Source organism: Flagellimonas ulvae, assembly GCF_049333175.1.
Taxonomy (GTDB): Bacteria; Bacteroidota; Bacteroidia; order Flavobacteriales; family Flavobacteriaceae; genus Flagellimonas.
Genome location: NZ_CP186325.1, coordinates 1,125,345 through 1,151,165, shown reverse-complemented (window position 1 = coordinate 1,151,165; position 25,821 = coordinate 1,125,345). Strand labels below are relative to the sequence as shown.

The 25,821-nt window shown below is 40.1% G+C and carries 19 protein-coding genes; 2 read left to right on the top strand and 17 right to left on the bottom strand.

Annotated elements, in window-relative coordinates:
* Positions 1-75: 75 nt before the first annotated feature.
* Positions 76-1,881 carry a glycoside hydrolase family 15 protein gene (locus ACOKFD_RS05230; RefSeq protein WP_422860279.1) on the top strand — a complete coding sequence of 602 codons (1,806 nt, stop codon included), beginning with the start codon at positions 76-78 and terminating at the stop codon, positions 1,879-1,881.
* Here the strand turns inward: ACOKFD_RS05230 and ACOKFD_RS05225 are convergent.
* From ACOKFD_RS05225 to ACOKFD_RS05175, 11 genes are all read right to left on the bottom strand, one after another.
* Entirely contained in the window at positions 1,871-3,316 is a 1,446-nt protein-coding gene (locus ACOKFD_RS05225) for a pyridoxal phosphate-dependent decarboxylase family protein (RefSeq protein WP_422860278.1), read from the bottom strand. The genes ACOKFD_RS05230 and ACOKFD_RS05225 overlap by 11 nt on opposite strands.
* Positions 3,309-4,082: a hypothetical protein gene (locus ACOKFD_RS05220; protein WP_422860277.1), complete on the bottom strand. Its 774-nt coding sequence runs from the start codon at positions 4,080-4,082 to the stop codon at positions 3,309-3,311. Before ACOKFD_RS05220 ends, ACOKFD_RS05225 begins: the two co-directional genes overlap by 8 nt.
* Positions 4,083-4,204: 122 nt before the next feature.
* Positions 4,205-6,016: an acyl-CoA dehydrogenase family protein gene (locus ACOKFD_RS05215; protein WP_422860276.1), complete on the bottom strand. Its 1,812-nt coding sequence runs from the start codon at positions 6,014-6,016 to the stop codon at positions 4,205-4,207.
* Positions 6,017-6,038: 22 nt separating this feature from the next.
* Complete coding sequence (locus ACOKFD_RS05210; RefSeq protein WP_422860275.1) at positions 6,039-7,229, bottom strand: acetyl-CoA C-acyltransferase; 1,191 nt, start codon at positions 7,227-7,229, stop codon at positions 6,039-6,041.
* 1 nt (position 7,230) lies between these two features.
* Entirely contained in the window at positions 7,231-9,636 is a 2,406-nt protein-coding gene (locus ACOKFD_RS05205; RefSeq protein WP_422860274.1) for a 3-hydroxyacyl-CoA dehydrogenase NAD-binding domain-containing protein, read from the bottom strand.
* Positions 9,637-9,649: 13 nt separating this feature from the next.
* A complete protein-coding gene (locus ACOKFD_RS05200) occupies positions 9,650-10,099 on the bottom strand; it encodes a MarR family winged helix-turn-helix transcriptional regulator (RefSeq protein WP_422860273.1) in 450 nt (149 codons plus the stop codon).
* Between the two features lie 126 nt (positions 10,100-10,225).
* On the bottom strand, positions 10,226-11,995 hold the full coding sequence (locus tag ACOKFD_RS05195) for an AMP-dependent synthetase/ligase (RefSeq protein WP_422860272.1): 1,770 nt from the start codon (positions 11,993-11,995) through the stop codon (positions 10,226-10,228).
* 93 nt (positions 11,996-12,088) lie between these two features.
* Entirely contained in the window at positions 12,089-15,751 is a 3,663-nt protein-coding gene (purL, locus tag ACOKFD_RS05190; protein WP_422860271.1) for a phosphoribosylformylglycinamidine synthase, read from the bottom strand.
* Positions 15,752-15,867: 116 nt separating this feature from the next.
* Positions 15,868-16,629: an SDR family NAD(P)-dependent oxidoreductase gene (locus tag ACOKFD_RS05185; protein WP_422860270.1), complete on the bottom strand. Its 762-nt coding sequence runs from the start codon at positions 16,627-16,629 to the stop codon at positions 15,868-15,870.
* 88 nt (positions 16,630-16,717) lie between these two features.
* Positions 16,718-17,626 carry a helix-turn-helix domain-containing protein gene (locus tag ACOKFD_RS05180; protein ID WP_422860269.1) on the bottom strand — a complete coding sequence of 303 codons (909 nt, stop codon included), beginning with the start codon at positions 17,624-17,626 and terminating at the stop codon, positions 16,718-16,720.
* A 33-nt stretch (positions 17,627-17,659) separates the two neighbouring features.
* Entirely contained in the window at positions 17,660-18,871 is a 1,212-nt protein-coding gene (locus ACOKFD_RS05175; protein ID WP_422860268.1) for an RsmB/NOP family class I SAM-dependent RNA methyltransferase, read from the bottom strand.
* Between the two features lie 72 nt (positions 18,872-18,943).
* On the opposite strand from ACOKFD_RS05175, the gene ACOKFD_RS05170 reads away from it, so the two are divergent.
* The gene (locus ACOKFD_RS05170; RefSeq protein WP_422860267.1) at positions 18,944-19,972 is read left to right on the top strand and encodes a WD40/YVTN/BNR-like repeat-containing protein; all 1,029 of its coding nucleotides are present in this window, start codon (positions 18,944-18,946) and stop codon (positions 19,970-19,972) included.
* Positions 19,973-20,128: 156 nt separating this feature from the next.
* On the opposite strand, the gene ACOKFD_RS05165 is transcribed toward ACOKFD_RS05170, so the two are convergent.
* The 6 genes from ACOKFD_RS05165 to ACOKFD_RS05140 all read right to left on the bottom strand — a co-directional run bounded on the left by ACOKFD_RS05165 (position 20,129) and on the right by ACOKFD_RS05140 (position 25,784).
* Entirely contained in the window at positions 20,129-20,479 is a 351-nt protein-coding gene (locus ACOKFD_RS05165) for a DUF6515 family protein (protein ID WP_422860266.1), read from the bottom strand.
* A 172-nt stretch (positions 20,480-20,651) separates the two neighbouring features.
* Entirely contained in the window at positions 20,652-21,092 is a 441-nt protein-coding gene (locus tag ACOKFD_RS05160; protein ID WP_422860265.1) for a hypothetical protein, read from the bottom strand.
* Positions 21,085-21,615 carry a hypothetical protein gene (locus tag ACOKFD_RS05155; RefSeq protein WP_422860264.1) on the bottom strand — a complete coding sequence of 177 codons (531 nt, stop codon included), beginning with the start codon at positions 21,613-21,615 and terminating at the stop codon, positions 21,085-21,087. Before ACOKFD_RS05155 ends, ACOKFD_RS05160 begins: the two co-directional genes overlap by 8 nt.
* A 33-nt stretch (positions 21,616-21,648) precedes the next feature.
* The gene (locus ACOKFD_RS05150) at positions 21,649-22,191 is read right to left on the bottom strand and encodes an RNA polymerase sigma factor (RefSeq protein ID WP_298999211.1); all 543 of its coding nucleotides are present in this window, start codon (positions 22,189-22,191) and stop codon (positions 21,649-21,651) included.
* Positions 22,192-22,240: 49 nt separating this feature from the next.
* Positions 22,241-24,073, bottom strand: coding sequence for an ABC transporter ATP-binding protein (locus ACOKFD_RS05145; RefSeq protein ID WP_422860263.1), 1,833 nt, complete (start codon positions 24,071-24,073; stop codon positions 22,241-22,243).
* A gap of 4 nt (positions 24,074-24,077) precedes the next feature.
* The gene (locus ACOKFD_RS05140) at positions 24,078-25,784 is read right to left on the bottom strand and encodes a phospho-sugar mutase (RefSeq protein ID WP_422860262.1); all 1,707 of its coding nucleotides are present in this window, start codon (positions 25,782-25,784) and stop codon (positions 24,078-24,080) included.
* Between the last annotated feature and the right edge of the window lie 37 nt (positions 25,785-25,821).

Here is a 25,821-nt window from a genome sequence, read left to right as displayed (position 1 = left end):
GTAATAAAATTCCTATTTTTTCGATTTATGATAAGGTGAAAACCTGAATTTTCAACAGAAATATACTCCTCAACTATGGATAACCTAAATTACGGAATAATTGGAAACTGCCGAAGCGCTGCGCTTATTTCAGATACAGGTTCTTTGGATTGGTGTTGCTTGCCTCAATTTGATTCAACCTCGGTATTTGCTAAACTATTGGATGAGAAAAAGGGGGGTAGTTTTGAGATTAAGACTAAGTATAACTATGTCATTCATCAGGAATATTCCAAAAACACCGCAGTTCTAGTTACCCGTTACTCTGATGGCGAAAATACCTTTGAGGTCCATGATTTTATGCCTAGGTACTACAAGATGAATGGGAAAGGTAAATACAATTCCCCACCGGAAATCATTAGGTATATCAAGCATGTTTCTGGAACTCCAACTTTTAGTGTGGTTTACAATCCAAAATTGGAGTATGCTCTTGGCAGAACTAATAATTATGTAAAGGACGATTTTATTGTAAGCCTTACTAGCAAGCAAAAGTTTGACACCTTGTTTTTGTATACATCTTTCGACAAGCAAAAAGTATTGGATGGGGAAGAGATTGTTTTAAGGGAAGATGGATACTTCATGATTTGCTATAATGAGAAAATCCTGAAACCCACAACCGATAAGATGTCCTTGGAATTGGAAAGAACCAAGATATATTGGTTGGATTGGGTGGATAGGACTCCAACGTACAAAAAATTCAATGGTCAAATTATACGAAGTGCCATTACTCTAAAAATGCTTACTTACGATAAGACAGGTGCAGTTCTCGCGGCAGCAACCACGTCTTTACCAGAAACCATTGGCGAAGTACGCAATTGGGATTACCGTTTTTGTTGGATTCGGGATGCTTCTATGGTAATCAAAGTAGTGTCCGAATTGGGGCACAAGAATTCTGCAAAACGCTACCTCCAATTCATTATTGATTTAATGCCGGATAAGGACGAAAAGCTTCAAATCATGTATGGTATCAACAAGCAAAAGAAGCTTACGGAAAATACCTTGGATCATTTGGAAGGGTATAAGGGCTCGAGTCCCGTCCGAATTGGTAACGCTGCCTATAAACAGAAGCAAAATGATATTTATGGCATTTTGATGGACGTGATTTACGAGCAGTTGGTCAAGTTTAGCAACGACATTGAAAACGGTGAGGAACTTTGGAGCATTACCAAGGGTATTGTTTGGATTGTAGAAAAACACTGGAGAGAACCTGATAAGGGAATATGGGAGTTTAGAGGTGAGGACCAACATTTTACCTTTTCAAAAGTACTATGCTGGGTTGCTATTGACAGAGCAATCAAAGTAGCTAAAATATTTGGCAAATCACGAAAGATTGAAAAATGGACATCCATTGAGCAGGAAATAAAATCAGATATTCATGAGCACGCTTGGAATCCTGAAAAAAATGCTTTTGTCCAATCCTACGGCTCCAATCATTTGGATGCTTCTGTCCTTTTGATGGAATCCTACGGATTTATTCATGCAAAAGACCCCAAATTCGTCAACACCGTTCACGCCATTGAGGAAGAATTGAGCAATGATGGGCTTCTGTATCGCTATAAAAATGAAGACGATTTTGGACTTCCCTCTTCTTCGTTTACCATTTGTACTTTTTGGTTCATTAATAGCTTATTCAAAATAGGGGAGGAGGAAAAGGCCTTAGCCCACTTTGAACGATTATTGGGATATAGCAATCACTTGGGCTTGTTTAGTGAGGATATCGATTTTAAAACCAAAAGATTGCTAGGTAATTTCCCTCAGGCCTATTCGCATTTGGCCTTGATTGAATGTGCCATTAATTTTTCCAGAAAAAAGAGTGAGGAAAAGATATTGGAATCTATTGCTTAATCTCTTGTAGTAGCTTTTCTGAAGTCAATCGGATTTTGTCGATTAATACATTGAGATGTTCAATGGTAGTAAAGGGATTCATCAAAGAGGTTCTCAAATAATGTATACCTCTTATTGTGGTTTGGACCATATAAAAATCACCTTCCTCCAACAGCTCGTTTCTCACCATGGCATTTAACTCATTTAACTCTTTGAGAGATAAATCAGGGTTCACATATCGAAAACAAAGAATATTGGACATAGGGTATGTGGCAATCTCAAAATCAGACTCTTTTAGAAGCATTTCTGAAAGATCCTTGGCCAGGTCATACTGTCGGGTTACGTAGGTATCAAAAACTGCTTCTCCATAGAGTTTTAGAAGTAGGTACCAATGCATGCACATCATGGTCTTGGTGCATTCAAAAGTTTTTCGACCACTGTTGTACCATTCATCGTCTTGGGTTTCGTTCAGAAGGTAATCAGCATCAAGACTAAATGTATGATTGGCATGGATTCTATTTCTGAACAACAAAGCAGTGGTTATGGTGGGCATCAACATCATTTTGTGACCATCAATCACCATGGAATCGGATTTTTTGGCACCTTTTAGCAGATGCTTATACTTTTCCGAAAAGATGGCCGCTCCCCCATGAGCACCATCTACATGAAACCATAAGTCATACTTTTGAGCAAATGCTTGTATGGCTTCCAAATTATCATAGGCCCCTGTAGCTGTTGATGGTGCGCTACCAACAATGGCAAAAACCTGTATGCCCTGTGAAACACTTTTTTGGTAATAGTCCTCCAATTTTGCCACATCTATTCCAAATTTTTTATTGGCGGGAACTTTAATAATCCCTTTTTCGCCCAGTCCCATAATCTTAGCCGCTCTATCCACACAATAATGCGCCTCTTCACAAACCATAATTCCCAAAGGTTTGGTGTGTCCTTCGTTCCAGACATCATGCGCAACTTTCGCCTTTCTGGCGGAAAGTAATGCTGTAAGATTGGCCAAAGTGCCTCCAGAAGTCAAAAAACCACCGGATTTGGAGTCATATCCAATGGTTTTGCAAAGTTTATCGGTTACAATACGTTCTATTGCATTGGGTGCCATTCCCATTTCATAAACGGCCATACCATTGTTCAATAAATTGCTCAACATGCCAGATAGCAAAGTTATAGGAGCAGTAACCCCTACTTGGTGTCCCACATATTTCGGGTTGTGGGTATGCGTTGTTCTTTTTAGAATTTCTTCAAAGAAGTCAGCTTCATTTCCATTTTCCAAAAAGTCATTCCAAAATTGAAGCTCATTATCGGGCAGATTCCAAGACAGGGTTCTTTTCTTTGGTTCTGTCATGGTTTGTTTCAAATGATTGGAAACAAGGTCAATCAACTGTTTACCTCTTTGTTTGAAATCCGCAGTATCAAACAATTGATGTAAGATGGATTCATTCATTGGATAAAGGTATCTCTTTTACAGATTCCGATGGTTTAATAATTAGACGCTCTTTTTCATCTACTTTACAAAACTCAAAGTTTTCAAGAATTTTAAGCAGGATGAGTTTTTGCCGCTCAGTTTCGTAGAACAAATCGATGTTAAGCGAAAATCCTTTTATTACTGTAGTATAACTCACGATTTTTTTTGTTCGTTTACCTAGAATAAGATTCCGTTGTTCATCCACCCCGTAAAACACATTAAAATCTACACCTGAAATTATTTTTTTCCGTTCGTTGACATTATCCGGTATCCGCATATTGTAAAAAATCTGGTCATAGGTAAAACCATCATTATAGGGTAGTTTAAACGTATTGATGTTGATTTGATAATCCGCTCCGAAGAAACTTCGTTTTACGCTATCATTTTTCTTCGTTTTGAATAGGCTGGATGAGGTTTTGGAAAAATTAAATGCTTGGTCCATTCCAATTTCTTCTAAAGGCGGTTCCAAGTATAAAAGTTGTGCGGTTATTATGCTAGAGGCGGGTCTTGGCACCAAATCCACGGTATCTTTTTCAAACAAACTTTTCTGATGGAAATCGTACCGTTTGTAAGTGGCTAGATAATCTTCAGGAATTGATATTTGAAACCCGAAAAAAAGATTGGTATAGAGATCATTTTCTATCGTTCCATAATCAAAACATTCTTGAGGTCCTTCTTGAGTTTCGTTGGTACATGAGGCAACCATAATTACCAAGCATAGTATAATATAACAGGTAGTTTTCATATTTTGAATTTACTATTCTACCAATTACCAAACATCCCTGTTTTCCGTTAAAATGAAAACAAAAAAGCCGCTCTTTAAAAGAGCGGCTTTCCAAATAAGCTTTGTTTCAAGCGTTATTTGAATTAGTCAAAGGTATACCCATTGTCTGCAGCGACCTTATCCGCAATCTGCGTGCGAAGTTCTACAACATTGGGTTGATTTGTATACTTGGTAAATCGTTTAAGTCCCATAAGCATCATGCGCTGCTCGTCTCCTTTAGCAAAAGAAACAATCGTCTCTTTTCCTTTTTGAATGACAATATCAACTGCACGGTATAAATATAGTTTGGACATTGCTATTTGCGTGGCTTGAGATTCCTCTCCAAACCTTTTTGCATTTTTCTCAGTTCTAAGGATAGCGGATTCAGTCAGATAAACCTGAATAAGAATGTCAGAAGCAGCCATTAAAAGCATTTGATGCTTTTCCAAATCTGGACCAAATTTCTGGACCGCACTGCCAGCAACCATTAAGAATACTTTTTTAAGCCTTGCCAACAAATCCTTTTCTTCGGCAAACAATTCAGAAAAGTCTGGTGCGTCAAACGAAGGAATTCCCATCAATTCCTCGCCTACGGCAGTAGCTGGGCCCAACAAATCTACATGCCCTTTCATGGCCTTTTTCACCAACATACCAACGGCCAACATGCGATTGATTTCATTGGTTCCCTCATAAATCCTTGCGATACGGGCATCTCTCCAAGCAGATTCCATAGGAGTATCCGCGCTAAAGCCCATTCCTCCAAAAATCTGGATGCCTTCATCAGAAGTTTGTTGCACATGTTCGGAAACAGCCACTTTCAAAATAGAACATTCAATGGCATACTCTTCTACACCTTTAAGTTCAGCTTCTTGATGAGAGTTGCCTTCTGCTTCGCGAATTGCAATTCTGTCTTCAATATTTTTAGCGGCTCTGTAACAAGCAGCTTCATCGACGTAGGCGTTGGTGGCCATATCCGCAATTTTCGCTTTGATGGCGCCAAAGTTCATAATAGGGGTTTTGAACTGGATACGCTCATTGGCATATTTGGCCGCTTCATTGATAACACGTCGTTGTGCTTCCAAGCATGCTGCTGCCAATTTAATTCTCCCTACATTCAAGGCATTCATGGCTATTTTGAAGCCATTGCCTCTTTCGGAAAGCATATTTTCTACTGGAACCTTGGTCTCATTAAAGAATACCTGACGGGTAGAGGAGGAGTGAATACCCAATTTCTTTTCTTCATCACCTAAGGTAATCCCATTGCCTGGGTCGTTTTCAACAATAAAACCTGTTATGTTTTTATCATCCTCAATTCGGGCAAACACGATAAAAAGATTACAGAATCCAGCATTGGATATCCACATTTTTTGACCGGTAATGCTATAATGTTTGCCATCTTCAGATAGCACCGCTTTGGTTTTACCGGAGTTTGCGTCTGAACCTGCGCCGGGTTCGGTTAAGCAATATGCACCAAACCATTCTCCGGAGGCTAACCTTGGTACATATTTTTGTTTTTGTTCTTCGGTACCATAAAGGGTGATGGGCATGGTGCCAATACCAGTATGGGCGCCAAATGCTGTACTAAAGGAACCTGTTGCTCCAGAAATGTAATCGCACACCAACATAGTTGAAACAAAGCCCATTCCCATTCCGCCATAAGCTTCGGGAACCGCAACGCTCAATAATCCCAGTTCACCGGCTTTACGCATGGTTTCTTCTGTGTAGGCATAGTCCTTCTGTTCAAAACGCTCCCAATGTGCCCAAAGTTCGCGGTCTACAAACTCCTTGGTGCTTTCTCGCATCATTTGTTGCTCCTCGGATAAATCTTCCAAGGTAAAAACGTCTTCGCAATCTGTCTCTTTAACTAGAAACTGACCACCTCTCAGTATTTCTTTATTTAAGGTTTCTGTGCTCATAGCTATATAATATTGTGTTGTTTTAATTTAAAAATTCATAGATACCCGCCGCGCCCTGACCAGTTCCTACGCACATGGTCACCATGCCATACTTTCCTTTCATATCACGCTTACGCATTTCGTCAAAAAGTTGAACGGAAAGCTTAGCCCCCGTGCAGCCTAGAGGGTGTCCCAAAGCAATGGCCCCTCCATTCACATTGACTATCTCTTGATTCAACCCCAATTCTCTTATAACGGCAAGAGATTGCGAAGCAAACGCTTCGTTCAGCTCAATCAATTCAACATCTTCCTGCTTTAATCCTGCCTGTTTTAAAGCTTTTGGAATCGCTTTTATTGGACCAATCCCCATAATTCGCGGTTCTACACCGGCCGCAGCATAGTTGACTAAACGGGCAATTGGTTCTAAATTAAGTTCTTTAACCATTTCTTCGCTCATCACCATGACAAATGCTGCCCCATCACTCATTTGGGAAGAATTTCCAGCAGTGACGCTTCCACCAGCAGCGAAAACGGGTCTTAGCTTATTAAGGGTTGGAATATTGGTTCCCTTCCTTGGCCCCTCATCCTTATTTACCGTGTATGTTGTTGTTTCTTTTTTGCCAGCATTGTTGATAAACGTGTGCTCTACTTCAATGGGCACAATTTGATCTTGGAAACGATTTTCTTCTTGGGCTTTTAAAGCCTTCATATGAGAATTGTAAGCAAATACATCTTGGTCTTCCCTAGAAACCTTGAATTGCTGGGCAACAGCTTCTGCCGTAAGGCCCATGCCCCAATAATAATCCTCATTACCTTCTTTGGCAGTGACATAATCTGGTGTAGGTTTATATCCACCCATCGGAATGTAGCTCATACTTTCCGAACCTCCGGCAATAATGCAATCGGCCATTCCAGACTGTATTTTCGCAGTGGCAATTCCAATGGTTTCAAGTCCAGATGCGCAATACCTGTTAACCGTTACTCCAGGGACATCATCAATATTCAGACCCATTAAGGAAATTAAACGTGCCATGTTCAATCCTTGTTCTGCCTCGGGCATCGCATTTCCAACAATGACGTCGTCTATTCGCTTTTTGTCCAATTGTGGCAACTCCTTCATCATGTGTTCAATGGTTTCCGCTGCCAGTTCGTCTGGTCTTTTAAAACGGAACAACCCTTTTGGGGCCTTGCCCACCGCAGTTCTGTAGGCTTTAACTATATATGCTGTTTTCATTCTAATTTCTTAAAGGTTTACCTGTTTTTAACATGTGTTGGATACGTTCCAATGTTTTTCTTTCTGTACATAATGAAAGAAAGGCTTCTCGTTCTATATCCAAAAGATACTGTTCCGAAACATAGCTTGCTTCTGAAAGATCTCCACCAGCCATAACATAGGCCAGCTTGTTAGCTATCTTCTTATCGTGTTCGGAAATATAGTGCCCTGCTTCCATAGAATCCGTACCTACTAAGAACATGCCCAGAGCTTGTTTACCTAATACTTTGACGTCTTTTCGTTTCGGGGGCTGAGTATATCCTGATTCAGCCATCAACTTCGCATACGCTGTGGCTGTAGCAATTTGTCTATCCTTATTAACGACAATCACATCTTTTCCTTTTTGAAGAATTCCCAAGTCGAATGCTTCGTATGCCGAAGTGGATACTTTAGCCATTCCAATTGTTAAGAAATACTCTTGCAATACGTTCAACTCCACATCGTTTTTACGGAAAGTGTCCGAAGCGCGTAAGGCCATTTCTTTGGAACCACCACCACCAGGGATAACCCCAACACCAAACTCTACCAGTCCAATATATGTTTCAGCAGCAGCAACTACCTTATCTGCGTGCATGGAAAGCTCACATCCACCACCCAAACACATGCCATGTGGTGCTGATATTGTAGGGATGGAAGAGTAGCGCATGCGCATTACCGTATCTTGAAATGCCTTGATGGCCATGTTCAGCTCATCATATTCCTGCTCTACAGCCATCATGAAAATCATGCCGATGTTCGCACCAACAGAGAAGTTGGCAGCTTGGTTTCCAACCACCAAGCCTTGGAAATCCTTTTCTGCAAGGTCGATGGCCTTATTGAGTCCTGCAATGACATCTCCTCCAATAGTGTTCATCTTGGATTGGAACTCCACATTTAAGATACCGTCTCCTAAATCTTCAACAACGACCCCACTATTTTTGAACACAGCATTGGATTCCCTAATGTTATCCAAAATGATGAAAGCATCTTGTCCAGGAACCTTTTCCATGGACTTTTTTGTAATATCATAATAATAGGTAGCTCCTTCTTTAACTGAATAGAAAGAGGTAACCCCTGAAGATTTCATGTCAGCAACCCATGAGGCAGCTTCCAAACCTTCTGCTTTAATGAATTCCAATCCTTTGTCCAAACCTACGGCATCCCAAATTTGGAAAGGACCATGCTCCCAGCCAAATCCTGCTTTCATGGCATCATCTATTTTATAGAGTTCATCGGAAATTTCAGGTATACGATGCGACACATATGCAAAAAGTGCCCCAAAACTCTTTCGATAAAACTCACCGGCTTTGTCTTTTCCGCCGGCTAGAACCGGGAAACGGTCTATTACTTTGTCAATGGTCTTGGTCAATTCCAAGGTGGCGAATTTTGCACTTTTCTTGGAGCGATAATCCATTGAGTCTAAATCAAGAGTAAGGATTTCACTTTTACCACTATCGTTCTTGACTTTTTTATAAAAACCTTGTCCCGACTTACTTCCTAACCACTTATTTTTCATCATGGTATTAATGAAATCTGGAAGTTTGAAAAGCTCCAATCGCTCATCATCTTTGCAGTTTTCATATATGCCATTAGCCACATGAACCAAAGTATCCAGACCAACCACATCCACGGTTCTGAAAGTAGCCGACTTTGGCCTCCCAATAACCGGACCCGTAAGCTTATCGACCTCTTCAACAGTCATGCCCAAATCCTTTACTACGTGAAATAGACTTTGAATACTGAAAATTCCTATTCTATTGCCAATAAAAGCAGGGGTATCTTTAGCAACTACAGATGTTTTTCCTAAGAACTTTTCGCCATATCCATTGAGAAAATCCAATACTTCTGTTGAGGTATTGGGGCCAGGAATTATTTCAAAGAGTTTTAAATATCGCGCAGGGTTGAAAAAGTGCGTTCCACAAAAATGCTTCTGAAAGTCCTCGCTTCTCCCTTCGCTCATAAATTTGATTGGGATTCCTGAAGTATTTGAAGTGATGAGCGTGCCAGGTGTTCTGTGTTTTTCTAAGCTTTCGAACACCTGTTTTTTAATGTCCAAGCGTTCGACAACAACTTCAATTATCCAGTCCACCTTTGCTACTTTGGCAATATCATCTTCAAGATTTCCAGTAGTGATACGGTCAGCAAACTTTTTATGGTAAATAGGAGATGGTTTGGATTTGAGCGCCCCTGTCAATGAATCGTTCACCAATCTATTGCGGACAACTTTATCGGAAAGACTCAATCCTTTGGCCTTTTCCTTTTCATTCAGTTCTCTTGGAACAATATCCAGCAATAATACTTCGACACCGATATTGGCAAAATGGCAAGCAATGCCACTTCCCATGATGCCCGAGCCAATTACAGCAACTTTATTGATGAGCCTTTTCATGTAAGATTTCTAATTAATTAGTTGTTGTCTTAATATATATTTTCTTATCCAGGATAAGTTTATTGATAACCTCCATAGTTTTGAAGAATCCGAGCAGGTCCTCACCATCCACATGTTCTTGAACCACGTCATTAAAACGTAGCACCACATCCTTGGAGTCTCTACGTTTTTGAAGACCAAGGGATGTTAAGTGTATAAGAACACCTCTTCCATCTTTTGGGTTGGGCCGTCGCTCGATATAACCACGCTCTTCCATGTTTTTAAGAATACGTGATAAACTCGTGGCTTCCATTCCCATTTTTGGTCCCAAGGCTGTGCTTGGAGTTCCCTTTTTAGGGTCAATGCTTAAAAGTGTAAACCCTAATGCCATCGTCAATCCGTAATTTTTCGCTTCTTCATTATACATTTTAATGACAGCTTGCCAAGTGGCACGAAGGGCGTGGTCAATGGTCATATCTTTCATAGAACTATCTTGGTTCCCAAATATAGGGAAATTTATTATGCATGCATAATAAATTTTTGTGAAACGGGTTTTCTGTAAAAAAAAATCCCGCCGAATAGCAGGATTTAAATATTATAGTGGATTGAACTAGTGACCATATATATTATTGTACAAGTCCAAGTACTTTTCCTTAACAATTTTTCGGCGGAGTTTCATGGTCGGTGTCAGATGGCCATCGTCTACACTCCATACATCTGGCGTAAGCCTGAATTGTTTTACTTTTTCCCACTTGGCGAAATCAGTATTGGCCAAATCTACTTCTTCTTGGATTCGGGCAATTACCCTGTCATTTAAAACGATATCAGAATTTTCACTAACCGTGATTTCGTGTCTATTGGCCCAGTCGTACAAGAATTCAAAATTGGGTTGAATCAATGCTGCTGGCATTTTTTCACCTTCACCTACCACCATAATCTGTTCAATAAAACGAGATTGCTTGAAGCGGTTTTCCAAAATTTGAGGGGCAACATATTTACCTCCAGAGGTTTTGAACATTTCTTTTTTCCGGTCAGTGATTCGTAAAAAGCCTTGCTCATCCACTTCGCCAATATCCCCGGTATGGAAATATCCATCTTTGAGCACTTCTTTGGTCTTTGCTTCGTCTTTGTAATACCCCATCATTACATTTGGACCTTTGCAAAGTATTTCACCATCATGAGCAATTTTTACTTCAACATCGGTAATAATACGACCAACGGAACCTATTTTCCATCCCTTTCCGGACTCTTGATTTACAGAAATAACTGGCGATGTTTCCGTCAATCCATAACCTTCCATAACCGGCATTCCTGCTGCGGCGAACACCCTAGCCAATCTTTGCTGTAAAGCTGCGCTACCTGAAACCATGGTAGTAAGGTTACCCCCAAGGGCTTCCTGCCATTTGCTGAAAATCAATTTCCTGGCAAGCCCCAATTTTTTCTCGTACAACCATCCATTTTGGCCGTAAGGTTCATATTGTAGCCCTAATTCAACGGCCCAGAAAAATAGCTTTTTCTTCACCCCGGTTAGGGCGGCTCCTTTTGCAATAATGGCATCATAGACTTTCTCCAATAGTCGTGGTACTACGGTCATTACATCTGGCTTCACCTCCTTTACATTGTCACTGATTTTGTCTAGACCTTCTGCAAAATGAATCTCAATACCACAATATTGATAGAGGTATAATATCATTCGCTCAAAAATATGGCACACAGGTAAAAAGCTAAGCGCAATTCCTCCAGATTCGAAGGGTACCCGTTCTTCACTTGATATCACATTGGATACAATATTGTTATGGGATAGCATAACTCCTTTGGGCCTTCCAGTGGTGCCCGAAGTATAAATTAAGGTGGCCAAATCTTCTGGTTGTACTTTTTCTTTCCTTGTTTCCACCTCTTCTTGGTTAGAAGTATCAGAACCTAGTTCTACAACTTCTTTCCAGTTTTTGCAGTTGTCCAAATCGTCAAAAGAATACACATCTTTCAACTTTTTTAAACTAGAGCTTATGGACAATACTTTTTCAAGTACCTCGGTACAGGAAACAAAGCAGTATTTTGCCTCCGAATGATTTAGGACATACTCATAGTCTTCCTCTGAAATGGTTGGATAAATGGGTACATTTTGCGCTCCAATTTGAAGCACACCAATATCCATAATGTTCCATTCTGTTCTGTTGGTCATGGATATGACCGCAATTTTATCGCCAGCTTTAACTCCCAGTCGCAATAGACCACGGCTTACCGCATTGGCTTTGTCAATATATTCTTGTGTTGATATGGAAACCCATTTTTCTCCGTATTTGGTCACCAAAGCATTCTTGAGCGGATTGTTTTCCAATTGGTGATAGGGGAAATCAAAGAGTCGGGTTACTTTTTGCATAGTAAGTTACTGTTATGAAATTGCAAAATAGGGAAAGGAACCCGGATTTTAAAATGGCATCCCTAAAATCGACATCAAAAATTTGCTAAAAGTTTAATTTTGATTTTGTTGTTGAATCCACTCTTTTGCATTGCTAAAGGCCAATATCCAAGGTGAGATTGAATCGTTTCTATCCTTTGGATAGTGTGCCCAGTTCCACGGAAACATACTTCTTTCAATGTGAGGCATGGTCACTAAATGACGCCCTGTTTTATCGCAGAGCATGGCCACATTGTAGTCACTTCCATTTGGATTGGCAGGATAGCTGGAATACCCATATTTTGCTGCGATTTCATATTCATCTTCAGGAAGAGGCAAACTGAATTTCCCCTCACCATGTGAAATCCAAACTCCTAAAGTGGTTCCTTCCAAACCGGATAGCATCACAGAATTATTTTGCAGAACTTTTACAGAAGTGAAGTTGCTTTCGTGCTTTTGGGATTCATTATAGGTCATTTTTCCATGTTGTTCCCCGTGCTCAGGATTTATTAAATCCAATTCCATGAACAATTGACAGCCATTGCAAATACCTACGGAGAGTGTATCGGGTCGCTCAAAGAATTTTTTGATGGCCTTATTGGCTCTTTCATTATAGCGAATGGCTCCTGCCCAACCTTTGGCACTCCCCAACACATCCGAATTGGAAAAGCCGCCTACCGCGCCTAAAAACTGAACGTCTTCCAAAGTTTCACGTCCGGTGATAAGGTCGGTCATGTGCACGTCTTTCACTTCAAAACCAGCCAAGAACATAGCATGGGCCATTTCTCTTTCTGAATTGCTTCCTTTTTCCCTTAGGATAGCTGCAACTGGTTTTTTGTCATTTATAGCGGGGGTCGGGTAGTGTGCTGTGCTGTCAAAATCTTTTGGAAAGGTATATTGTAAAGATTGATTCTTATAATTCGTATAGCGCTCTTGGGCCAAACCATTAGCAGTTTGTTTATCGTCCAACAAATAGGACGTCTTGAACCAAATGTCCCTAAGAGAGGCTACATTCAAGCCTATTTCTACCCCGTGATTTTTAATTCTAAGTTCACCTTCTGCAAGAGGAGAACCAATTTTGATGGCTCCCAAACGTTCAGCGGTAGCATCATTGGTTTGTAAGACAATGCCAATATTCTCAGAGAAAAGAAGTTTGATAATATCTGCTTCACCCAGTGCTGTAAGGTCGAGCTCTGCTCCCAAATTGGTGTCGGCAAAACAGATTTCCAACAAAGTAGTTATCAATCCTCCTGAGCCCACATCGTGACCTGCTAAAATGTTTCCTGATTTAATTTCATTTTGAACGGCATTGAAAGTATTTTTAAAATAAGTTGCATCGGTTATATTAGGTGCATCGGCACCAACGGCGTTCAATATTTGATAAAAACTGGAACCACCCAAATTATACTGGTCTTGACTCAAATTGAGATAATAAATGTCTCCACCCTCTTTTTGTAAAACAGGTTCAACGACCTGCTTCAAATCAGAGCAATGTCCTCCCGCTGAAATGATTACGGTGCCCGGGGCAATAACTTCCTTGTCCTTATATTTTTGCTTCATGCTCAGAGAGTCCTTTCCTGTTGGAATGTTGATTCCCAAAGCAATAGCAAATTCGGAACATGCCTTTACAGCTTTGTACAATCTGGCATCTTCTCCGGGATTACGGCAAGGCCACATCCAGTTGGCTGAAAGTGAAACGGATTCCAACCCTTTTTCCAAGGGTGCCCAAATAATATTGCTCAGTGATTCGGCAATGCTGTTTCGACTACCAGCTACTGGGTCTATGAGTCCAGATATAGGGGAGTGGCCAATGCTGGTGGCTAAACCCTCTTTTCCTTTGAAATCCAGTGCCATCACCCCACAGTTGTTAAGGGGTAACTGAAGCGGACCAGCGCATTGTTGTTTGGCTACTCTACCACCTACACAACGGTCTACTTTGTTGGTCAGCCAGTCTTTGCAGGCTACGGCTTCTAGTTGTAATACTTGCTCCAAGTAATCATGAAAATGCTCCAAACTATATGCAGCCTCCTCAAAATTACTTTTGACTGTGCTATCTTCCATTATGGTCTTTGGAGAGCTTCCAAACAAAGCAGAAAGTTCCAAATCCATGGGTTTTTCATTTTTTGTAGTCGATTCAAATGAAAAATGATGGTCTCCTGTTACCTTGCCTACATTGTAGATAGGAGACTGTTCGCGTTCAGCTACGCGTTCAAGCAATTCTTGGTCTTCTTTTGAAATTACCAGACCCATTCGTTCTTGGCTTTCATTGCCAATAATTTCCTTTGCCGATAAGGTAGGGTCACCAACAGGTAATTTATCCAAATCTATTTTTCCACCAGTATCTTCGACAAGCTCGGAGAGGCAATTCAAGTGCCCGCCAGCACCGTGGTCATGTATGGAAACAATAGGGTTATCATGACTTTCCACCAATCCACGAATGGCATTAGCAGCTCTTTTTTGCATTTCTGGATTGGAACGTTGCACTGCATTTAATTCGATGGCAGCCTCAAATTCGCCCGTATCCGCACTGGAAACAGCCGCTCCTCCCATTCCTATTCGATAGTTATCTCCACCAAGAATAACAATGTTGTCTCCCTTTTTCGGGATATCTTTTAGAGCTTGTTCACTTTTGCCATATCCTATGCCTCCCGCTAGCATGATGACTTTGTCAAAACCCAATAGGTGTACATCTTCCTTATGTTCAAAAGTTAACACCGAGCCTGAAATCAAGGGTTGCCCAAATTTATTTCCGAAATCAGAAGCTCCGTTACTGGCTTTTATCAAAATATCCATAGGAGTTTGATACAACCAATTGCGTTCTGGAAATGCTTTTTCCCACGGCCTTGTTTCTTCCAAACGGGAATAAGACGTCATATACACAGCGGTTCCAGCAAGTGGGAGCGCGCCTTTTCCTCCTGCCAACCGATCACGAATTTCACCTCCGGAACCTGTTGCAGCTCCGTTAAAGGGCTCTACCGTGGTTGGGAAATTATGGGTTTCAGCTTTTAAAGAAAGAACCGAATCAAAGTCTGTTTCCTCGTAGAAATCTGGTTTGTCCGCACTTTTTGGAGCAAACTGCACAGCTTTTGGGCCCTTTACAAAAGCTACATTGTCCTTATATGCCGAAACAATATCGTTTGGGTTTTCCTGAGAAGTTTTCTTGATTAACTTAAAAAGAGAACTGGGTTTTTCTTCTCCATCGATAATAAAGGTCCCGTTGAAAATTTTATGACGACAGTGTTCTGAATTTACCTGACTGAATCCAAAGACCTCCGAATCTGTAAGTTTTCGACCTAAAGATTTGGCAAGTTCTTCCAAATATTCTACTTCTTCTTGGTTAAGTGCCAACCCCTCCTGTTGATTGTATTTTTCAATATTATCAATCTCTTTAATGGGTTCAGGAACAATGTTTATATCAAAAACAGACTGGTTGAGCCCTTTGTACTTTTGGAATAACATAGAATCATAATCCGAGTATTCTTTAGCTACCGATTGAAACTCTTCAATTCTCAAAATGCCCTCAACTCCCATATTTTGGGTAATTTCCGTGGCATTCGTGCTCCAGGGAGTAATCATGGTAGCCCGCGGTCCAACAAAAAAGGCGTCAAGTGACGCCGTATTTATTTTGGGTTGGTTGCCGAACAACCATATTAGTTTTTCAATGTCTTGTGGAGCAATTTCTTGAGCGGTTTGGACGGCAAAAACCTTTTTTGTTTCGTCCCCAAAGAAATGAATCATGCAATCTATGAATTGAATGGTTTAAGAAAATGCGAATTTACATTATTCTCCGCTTTTTTCCGCTCTGGCTTGAATAGTTATTCAATGAATTGTCAACGACATTTTCAACCCTTCTTTTAAACAAACATACCTCCGGATGCCTCAATGCGTTGTCCATTTATCCAGGCGGCATCTTCGGTGCACAGAAAAGCTACAATGGAACCAATATCCTGGCTTTCGCCTATGCGGCCAAGTGCAGTAAGGGAGGCAATCATATCTACCACTTGTGGAGCTGCATCAAAACGTTCTTTATTAAAATCGGTGTTAATGGCACCTGGAGCAACCGTATTGGCCTTAATCTTTCTAGCGCCCAACTCTTTTGCTAGATACCGAGTGTATACTTCAATAGCCCCTTTCATACTGGCGTAGGCGGAATATCCTGGAAATGAGAACCGGGCCAGTCCACTTGATATATTTACAATACCCCCACCATCATTGATTAAACCCAATAGTTTTTGAGTCAAAAAATAGACACCTTTAAGATGAACATTGTATAAATCATCAAATGCTTCTTCCGTAGTGTCTGTTACAGAACCGTTGTGTCCAAAGCCAGCATTGTTGATAAGAAAGTCGAAATGCGTTGTTTTGAATCGGTTTTGTAGTTGTTGGGTCAAATCAGATGCAAAGTCAGTAAATGATTTCACATTGCGCACATCCAATTGAATGGCGAAACCCTTTCTTCCTTCGTTTTCAATTAAACTTACGGTTTCTGATGCTGCTTGGGTATTAGAATTGTAGGTAATGATTACATCCAATCCTCTTTTGGCCAAGTTGATGGCCATGTCTTTTCCTAGTCCACGGCTACCTCCGGTTACTAAGGCTATTTTTTTTGCGTTCATAGTGTTTTACTTTTTTAATAATAACACCACAAAGCTCTTTTAGAATCTATGAAATAGTTTGCGTTGAGGAATCAAAGAGTTGTAAAAATCAAACATCTCTTTCTTTTCGATAGTTAACAGGGGAAAAGCTTGTACTTTTTTTAAAGAAATTGGAGAAGTGTGCCGTTTCTTCAAACCCCAGAGTGTGGGCAATCTCGGAAACATTCCAATTTGTATGGCGCAAAAGAATCTTTGCCTCTTGCACAATACGAGAGCTTATAAGTACGGATGTATTTTTTTGTAAGGTTTCCTTCAGGGCACGATTGAGATGATTAACATGCACTCCAAGTTGTGTGGCAAAATCCGAAGGGGAGCGCAACTGGATTCGTTGCATGGGACTTTCCATAGGAAACTGCCTCTCCAACAATTCCATGAAAAGCCCAGAAATGCGCTCCGAAGCATTGGAATATGAAGTTTCTGTAATTTGCGCAGGCTGCATTTTAAGGCCGGAATGAATAAGTTCAAACACCAAATTTCGCAACACATCGTACTTGAACTGATAGTCTGATTCGATTTCATCAAACATGCGTTCAAAAATCCGGGTCATGGTTTTCAATTGTTCATCGGTTAATTGAAAGACCGGATTTCCTGTAGGTTGAAAAATGGGATATTGTGACAAATCGCCAAACTTATGAAAAAAGGTCTCCGTAAATACACAGAAATACCCGGTCAATTGGTCATCAATTCTTTCCCAATTATAGGGTATTTGAGGGTTGGAAAAGACCATTACCTGTTTTTCGACCTGAATTACCTTATCTGCATAATGCACCCGACTCTTTCCTTTTACAAGACTTATTTTAAAATAATCTCGTCGGTTAAAAGGCATTGGTTTGGGTTTGGGACCCGCAAACTCATCAAGTTTAAACACATTAAAGTGTCCAATTCCAGTACGAACACTTTCTGGTACATAGCTGTGTGAAGATTCGTAAAACTCCTCTATGGAAACTCGTTTATCCATAGAGCAAAGTTATAGAAATCAAATAATATTGGATTACTTTCTCTCAAGTAATGCCATATAAAAGCCGTCGTAGCCCCTTTCGGAAGCAAATACGTTATCTTCTTTTACAAAGTTGAATCCCTCCCCAACTTCAGAATTCAGAAAAGCATGAACTTGTTTGGTATTTTCTTCAGGAAGAATTGAGCATGTGGCATAGACCATTTTACCTCCTGGCTTAACCATTTTGGAGTAGCGTTGCAAGATATCCTGTTGAACTCCTTTTATGCGTTCCAAAAATTCAGGTTCCAACTTCCATTTACTATCCGGATTTCTACGAATGACTCCTAACCCAGAGCAGGGTGCATCCAAGAGCAGCCTGTCTACCTTACCATGTAGTTTTTTGATAACCTTGCTATTTTCAATTACTCGGGTTTCCATGTTGTGGACTCCATTTCTTCTAGCGCGGATTTTTAGTTTTTTCAATTTACTTTCATAGATGTCCATGGCTATGAGCTGTCCTTTATTCTGCATTAAGGAAGCCAAATGGAGAGTTTTACCTCCTGCCCCAGCACAGGCATCCACTACGCGTTGACCGGGAGCAACATCCAAAAAAGGGGCAACCAATTGGGAAGACGCATCTTGTACCTCAAAGAGACCATCTTTAAATGTTTCTGTAGTAAATACATTTTTACGCTCTTTCAATTTTAAAGCGTCTTCGTAATCGGGTATTGAAACGGTTTCAATCCCTTCATCCAAAAGTGCTTTTTGTAAGGTGTTTTTTGAAGTTCTTAAGGTATTTGTACGTAGAATAACTTCTGCCTGTTGATTCAAGGCAGCACTCTCCTTGGTCCAAAGTTTTTCTCCCAGGGCTTTCTCTCCCAACTCATCCAACCAATCTGGGAAAGACTCCCTGTATTTTCTGATTTTGGAAAGCTCGTCAAAACGCCCCTTAATGCGTCTTTCGGGGGTGTTTTCAAGCTGTTTCCAATCGGGCAAACGAATGCCTCGCAACACACACCAAACAGTAAATAATCTAAAAAGATGAGGCCTGGAGAACGGTTCGTGTACCTCTGCGATTTCCATATAAAGCCTTTTCCAGCGCACGATGTCGTATGTGGTTTCTGCTATAAAACCACGGTCTCTAGAACCCCAACGTTTGTCATAACGTAATACTTTTTCAATGACCTTATCCGCATACTCCCCTTCATTGAAGATGAGATTCAGGGCGTCAATTACGGCAAAGACCAAGTTTCTGTGGAGGCGCATACAAGCAAAATTAAGGTTGCAAAGGTAGGCTTTCCCTTAATTTCCTGCTACTTTTGGGCAAAGCCATTTTGAATGCGATACTTGGGTATTTTTTTAGCCTTTCTGATTGTTGGTTGCTCTGGAAAAAGGGAACCTAAAGAGTTCAGCTCCGTTATAGTAAAATCAGTGTTTGAAGACTCCGTTAGCATACGGGCCATTGAATTTTTAGATTCCAAAACTTTAGCATTTGCAGGAAGTGGTGGTATGTACGGAACATTAGACGTTTCGTCTGGAAAGATCAGGACGGCTACTATGGAATTTGAAGGAAATTTGCCAGAATTTAGAGCGGTGGCCCACACTTCTTCAGATTTTTTTATGCTTTCTGTTGCCAATCCTGCTTTGTTGTTTAAAACTGGTGAAGGTGGGGAGATGGAATTGGTTTATAAAGAATTGGGTGAATCTGTTTTTTATGATGCCATGACTTTTTGGAGTGATAAAGAGGGCATAGCTATTGGAGATGGTATGGACGGCTGTATGGCGATTATAATAACTAGGGATGGAGGTGAGAACTGGAAAAAAGTGGCTTGCGAAAACCTTCCTAAGTTAGAGGGAGATGTAGGTGCTTATGCAGCCAGTAACACCAATATTAAAACCAAAGGAGATAAAACTTGGGTAATTACATCCAAAGAGCAAATGCTTTACTCAGCAGATAAAGGGCAGAGTTGGGAAGTTATACCTACTCCAATCCAATTGATTGCACCCTATCATGGTCTGTACTCCATAGATTTTTATGATGAGAATGTAGGTTTTGCCATAGGCGGGGACTTCAGCGCTCCAAATGTTAATACTTACAATAAAATAATGACCCTCAATGGGGGTAAAGATTGGGAATTGGTTGCAGATGGTGTACGGCCTGGATATAAAAGTTGTGTACAATATGTTCTCAATTCCAAAGGAAAAGGATTGGTTGCAGTTGGGTTCACAGGAATAGATTATTCAAAGAACGGTGGAAAAAATTGGAATCTGCTCAGTGATGAGGGTTTTTATACTGTACGCTTTTTGAACGACAGTGTTGCCTATGCTGCAGGTAAAAACAGAATTGCCCGTCTTGAGTTCAAATAAAAAAGAGGCTGTCCAAAAAAGGGTGAAACTCGTCATTCTGAAGTCATTTCAGAATCTTAATATTTGAAAAACAAATATGTAAGAGAACCTGAAACAAGTTCAGGTTGACGAAACTTTATTTTTTAGACAGCCGTTTCACTAACTAACCAAAACCAACTAAACCGTTACCACAACAAAGTTTCGTCCTGTTTTTTTATACCAAATACCTTTATAACTATACAATTTTCTTCCATTTCGCCATACGATTTTGTACCCTCTAGGAAGTGTCCTTAGTCTCACTCCAACCGGAGCTGCACAAACAACATATCTTCTTCCTCTGGCTTTGTACCACACACCTTCTGAGAAGTAGAAATTGGTTTTTTTGTGAACCACCACCTTGGGACTGTGGATGGTAGTAACCACCGTTCCATGTTTTGGGTATACCCTTACCACCTTTGTTTGTGATGCACAAGCTGCCATAGTGCCTAGAACTAAAAATACCATTATAAGATTTCTAAAGCTTTTCATATTGTAGATTTTTATGGGTTTCTGTTCTTTTGACTAGAATCAAGACCAAGGGTTTAATGAGAAATGGTGTATTTGGTCGATTTTTTCCAGATTTAGTCGACCAAGGTTAAATAGGAAAGTAGTCTTTAGTCTGAAACCAAGGAGTATTCTATAAAAAAAAGGAGGTTTGAAATCAACCTCCTCCCTGTCTTTTGCGATATTGTTGCAGTAACCGTTTTTTGAAGTCTTCTTCCGCTTTGAGCAAGAGCAATATTTTCTTGGCCGGCAGTACTTTTTTCAAATCAACAATATAGGCTTCCTCCGCTTTGTGTTTTAGGCCTTGTATGTCAAGATACTCATCCAAGAGCGTAGAGGACTCAGATTTGGTCAGATCTTCAACCAATCCAATTTTGGATTTTAATTGTAAGCGTTCTTTTCTACGAATGGTCTCAAGTTTCTTCTCATGTTCGTTGTAAATGGGCCAAAAGGTTTGTGCTTCTTCACTGCTTAGACTTAATCGTTCGGTAATGAAAGCAACCTTTAAAGTCTTGATTTTATCTCGGACCGGTCTTTGGGCATGTGCACCGGCTGCCTGAAGTATCAAAAACAATACAATGATATATGTCTTACTCATAGTCTTCAAAATTCAGGTTTAATTCTTCAATATCCTCAATATTTTCATCTAGATATTCCAAAATGTTCTCTGTTTCTAGGGGGGTATCCATTACATCACTCAACTCAGCATCTTCCAGAGAGACCAATTCTGCCCACTCATAATAGGTTAAATCAAGTTCTGTGTTTTCCAAATAGGCATCAATTTCTGCACTTGCCAAATCTTCAAAAGCCACTGGGGATTCTTTTTGAAGATTCAATCCAAAAAATAAAAGAAGGGCCGCAGCCACAGCAGCAGCTCCATAAAAGTATTTTCTATAGGAACTAAGTTGAATGACCTTGGTATCCTTTTCACGGATTTGGGACAATACTTTTTTGTCAACACTTTTAAAATAGCCCTTTGGAATATGGAATCCATCGGATTCTGGCAAATACGAAAGCTTCTCGATAGCTTCATCGGCATGCAACTTTTGCATAAGCCGTTCATTAAAGTTATCGAAGTACCCTTCCGGTGTTTTAAAATTAGATTTATCTTTTTTCCCCATAGTCCTACTTTGACTGTTTATTACAGTAAAGGTTTAATCTGCTTTAAGATACGTTTCAATTTTCTTTACCGCCAAATGATACGAAGTTTTGAGCGCCCCAACCGAGGTTTCCAATACTTCAGATATTTCTTCATATTTCATTTCTTGGTAGTATTTCATGTTAAAAACCAATTTTTGCTTATCTGGTAGGGTAGCTAGTGCCTTTTGCAATTTCATTTGTATTTCATCTCCTTCAAAGTAAACATCGGCCTCCAAATTATCAACCATTCTGTTCTTTAATTCTTCGTCACTTATGCCACTTTTTTTAGAGCGTTGTTTGATAAACGTTAACGATTCGTTTGTAGCTATCCTATACATCCAGGAATACAATTTGCTATCTCCTTTAAAGCTTTCAATGTTTCTGTACACTTTAATAAAGGTGTTCTGCAGTACATCATCAGCATCATCATGGTTGAGAACGATTCTTCGAATATGCCAATAAAGTCTCTCCTTGTGCGTATTTAACAATACCGCAAAGGCTTTTTCCCGGGTTTCCGGACTTTTTAGTTGATCTATTAAGGCTTCTTCAGCAATCAATTGCTTATACAATTTGGTGCTAAGACTATGTTACAGTCAAAAGGTTTAATCAGCCTGCAAAGGACTGCATTTCAACCAGTTTTTTATACCCTTTTTGGGATTTCATCAATTCTTCATGAGTGCCTTGTTCCACAATCTTTCCCTTATTCATCACCACTATGGAATCTGCATTTTGTATGGTTGAAAGTCGGTGTGCAATGACTAAAGAAGTACGGTTCTGCATCATTTTTTCAAGTGCATCCTGTACCAAGCGCTCACTCTGGGTATCTAGAGCTGAAGTTGCTTCATCCAAAACCATTATGGGAGGGTTCTTTAAAACAGCCCTTGCAATGGAAAGGCGCTGTTTTTGACCTCCACTTAATTTGTTTCCGCTGTCACCAATGTTGGTCTGGTATCCTTCAGGTAGTTCTAAAATAAAATCATGGGCATTGGCCACTTTGGCTGCAGCAATGATTTCTGCTTCAGTAGCATTTTCTTTGCCAAGAGCAATGTTGTTCAAAACCGTGTCGTTGAACAAAATAGAATCTTGGGTTACCAATCCCATTAAACTACGCAGTGATTTTTTGGAAACTTCTTTGATATTGGTGCCATCTATCCAAATGCCTCCTTCATTTACATCATAAAAACGAGTAACAAGATTGGCCACGGTACTTTTTCCACCTCCAGATTGACCTACCAAAGCGATGGTCTGACCTTTTTTTAAGGTGAGGTTAAAATTCTCTAACACATTATCATCCTGATATTTAAAAGAAACATCCTTAAAAACAATACTTTCATCAAAGCTAGCTTTCTGAATAGCGTTTGTGCTATCGGAAATAGGATTTTCTGTCTCCAAAACCTCAAATATGCGCTCTGCAGAAGCATTTCCTTTTTTGATATTATAGTTTACAGTTGTAATGGCCTTAACCGGATTAATAATGGTGTAAAAAAGCCCAATATACCCCATGAACTCTTGTGGGGTAAGCGAACTTTGGTTACCTAACACCAAACTACCGCCATACCAGAGCACGGTAATGACCACGGCCACTCCTAAAAATTCACTAAATGGAGAGGCAAGGCCTTTTCGCTGTAAAACGGCTATCATTATTTTCTTGAAACGCGATGTGGACCCCTTAAACTTTTGCATCAATTTATCTTCGGCATTAAAACCTTTAATGATTTTTAATGAACCCAGAGTTTCTTCTATAAAGGAAAGGAAGACACCTGTTTCTTTTTGTGCTTCTAAAGACTGGGCTTTCAATTTTTTACCTACAATGGATATCAAAAATCCTGCGATGGGAAGAAATATGAATACAAAAAGTGTAAGCTGTGCACTTATGGCCAACATGGAAATTAATACAATGACTATGGTGATTGGTTCGCGTGCCAAAGCTTCCAAAGAATTGATGATGGAATTTTCAACTTCCTTGACATCCGAAGTCATACGTGCCAATAAATCTCCTTTGCGAGCTTCGGAGAAGTATCCTAAAGGAAGATTAAGTGTTTTTACATAAAGGCTGTCTTGAATATCCTTTACCATGCCCGTGCGAAGATAGGCCAGCACATACATGGCTGCATAGCGAAATAGATTCTTTAAAAAGAAAATGATAATACTAGCCACACAGATAAAGACTAGAGCCGCCAAAGGTCCTTCGTTCTCTACTTTAACCGTGAGAAAGTGGTTAAGGGAGCCTTCCAAATAGGCTTTCAGGTTTCCTAGCCCTTGGTAAACAGGGGCTTCATCAACCTTTTTTTGCGTGCTAAAGAGTATTCCTAAGGTGGGAATAAAAATGATAATCGATAATACGTTGAATATCGAGTAAAGAATATTGAAGAATATATTGAAAAGTCCGTACCTGCGGTAGGGTACCGCAAATTGAAGAATCTTTCTAAAGTAATTCATGTAGCTATAAATTCAGTTCAGCCAGAATACCCTTTATTTTGGTATCCAGCTGCGAATTTACGGATTTAAAATCCGCTTCGGTTGCCAGTTTGGCGTTTGTGCTAATGTAAAACTTCACCTTAGGCTCGGTTCCACTGGGCCTTGCCGCAATTCGGGTACCATCCTCCGTTTCATAAATAAGCACATTGGATTTTGGCAAATCAATTGGTTTTTCCTCACCTGTTTGCACATTTTTTGAGATAGATGTATTGTAGTCTTCTATCCAAACTACTTTGGACCCCTGTACGGATTCCACAGGGTTTTCTTTGAAGTCCTTGAGCATTTGCTTGATTTCTTCGGCGCCACTGATTCCCTTTTTTGTTAAGGAAACTAGGTTCTCCTTATAAAAACCAAAATCGACATAGCATTTGATTAGTTCTTCGTAAAAGGAACTTCCCTTTGCCTTTGCATCCGTTGCAATTTCGCAGGCGAGTAGGGTAGAGGTGACAGCGTCTTTGTCGCGAACAAAATCCCCAACCATATAACCAAAGCTTTCTTCACCACCACCAATAAAATAGGAATCTGGAAAGTCTTTGATCATTTTTCCAATCCACTTGAATCCGGTAAGGGCTGTTTTGAATTCAACGCCATACGCTTTGGCCATCTGTTCCATCATAGGTGTGGAAACAATAGTGGTAGCAATGAATTCGTTGCCCTTTAACCCCTTTTCTTTGTGCTTGCCCAGAAGGAATTTGGTCATTAGGACCATGGTTTGGTTTCCATTGAGCAGTTCCATTTGTCCATCCAAATTTCTTACTGCAATTCCCAACCTATCACTATCAGGATCCGTACCCACCACCATATCAGCTCCAATTTCCTCGGCTTTTTTTATGGCGATTGAGAGTGCTTCTGGTTCTTCTGGATTGGGAGAAACTACCGTAGGAAATGACCCGTCCGGTTCGGCTTGTTCCTCAATTACGGTTACGTTGTTATATCCTGCACGCTTTAAAACTTCAGGTATTGCTGTGATAGATGTTCCATGCAAAGAGGTGAATACAATTTTAAAATCATCTTTACCGGCAGCATTAAAGTTTCCATTTTTCACGGAAGCTTCAAAAAAAGCTTCGTCCACATCCGTATCTATGGATTGAATAGTTCTTGCGTCTGCATTGAATTGAATATCTTCAAACGATAGCGCATTGATTTCAGCAATAATCTCTCCATCTTCAGGCGGTACAATCTGCCCCCCATCTCCCCAATAAACTTTATACCCATTGTATTCCGGAGGGTTATGGGAAGCAGTCAAAACAATGCCCACATGGCATCCTAAATGACGAACCGCAAATGAAAGCTCCGGTGTTGTTCTTAATTTGGAGAATAAATAGACATGAATTCCATTGGCTGCAAAAATTTCAGCAACCGTTTTGGATAAGGTATCTGAATTATGCCGACAATCGTATGCAATAACCACCTTAATATCCTCATTTGGATATGTTTTTTTTAAGTAATTGCTAAGACCTTGTGTGTTTTTGCCAAGGGTGTACTTATTGATTCGATTGGTACCAACACCCATTACACCGCGCATACCACCTGTCCCAAACTCTAGATTCTTATAAAATCTTTCTTTGAGTTCTTCCGGGTCATTTGCCATTAGATTTTTTACTTCTTCCCTAGTTTCCAAATCGAAAAAATCTGTCGTCCAAGATGTAGCAGTGGCTTTTATTTTGTCCATATACACGGTGGGTTATTTATAAACTATAGTAAAATTA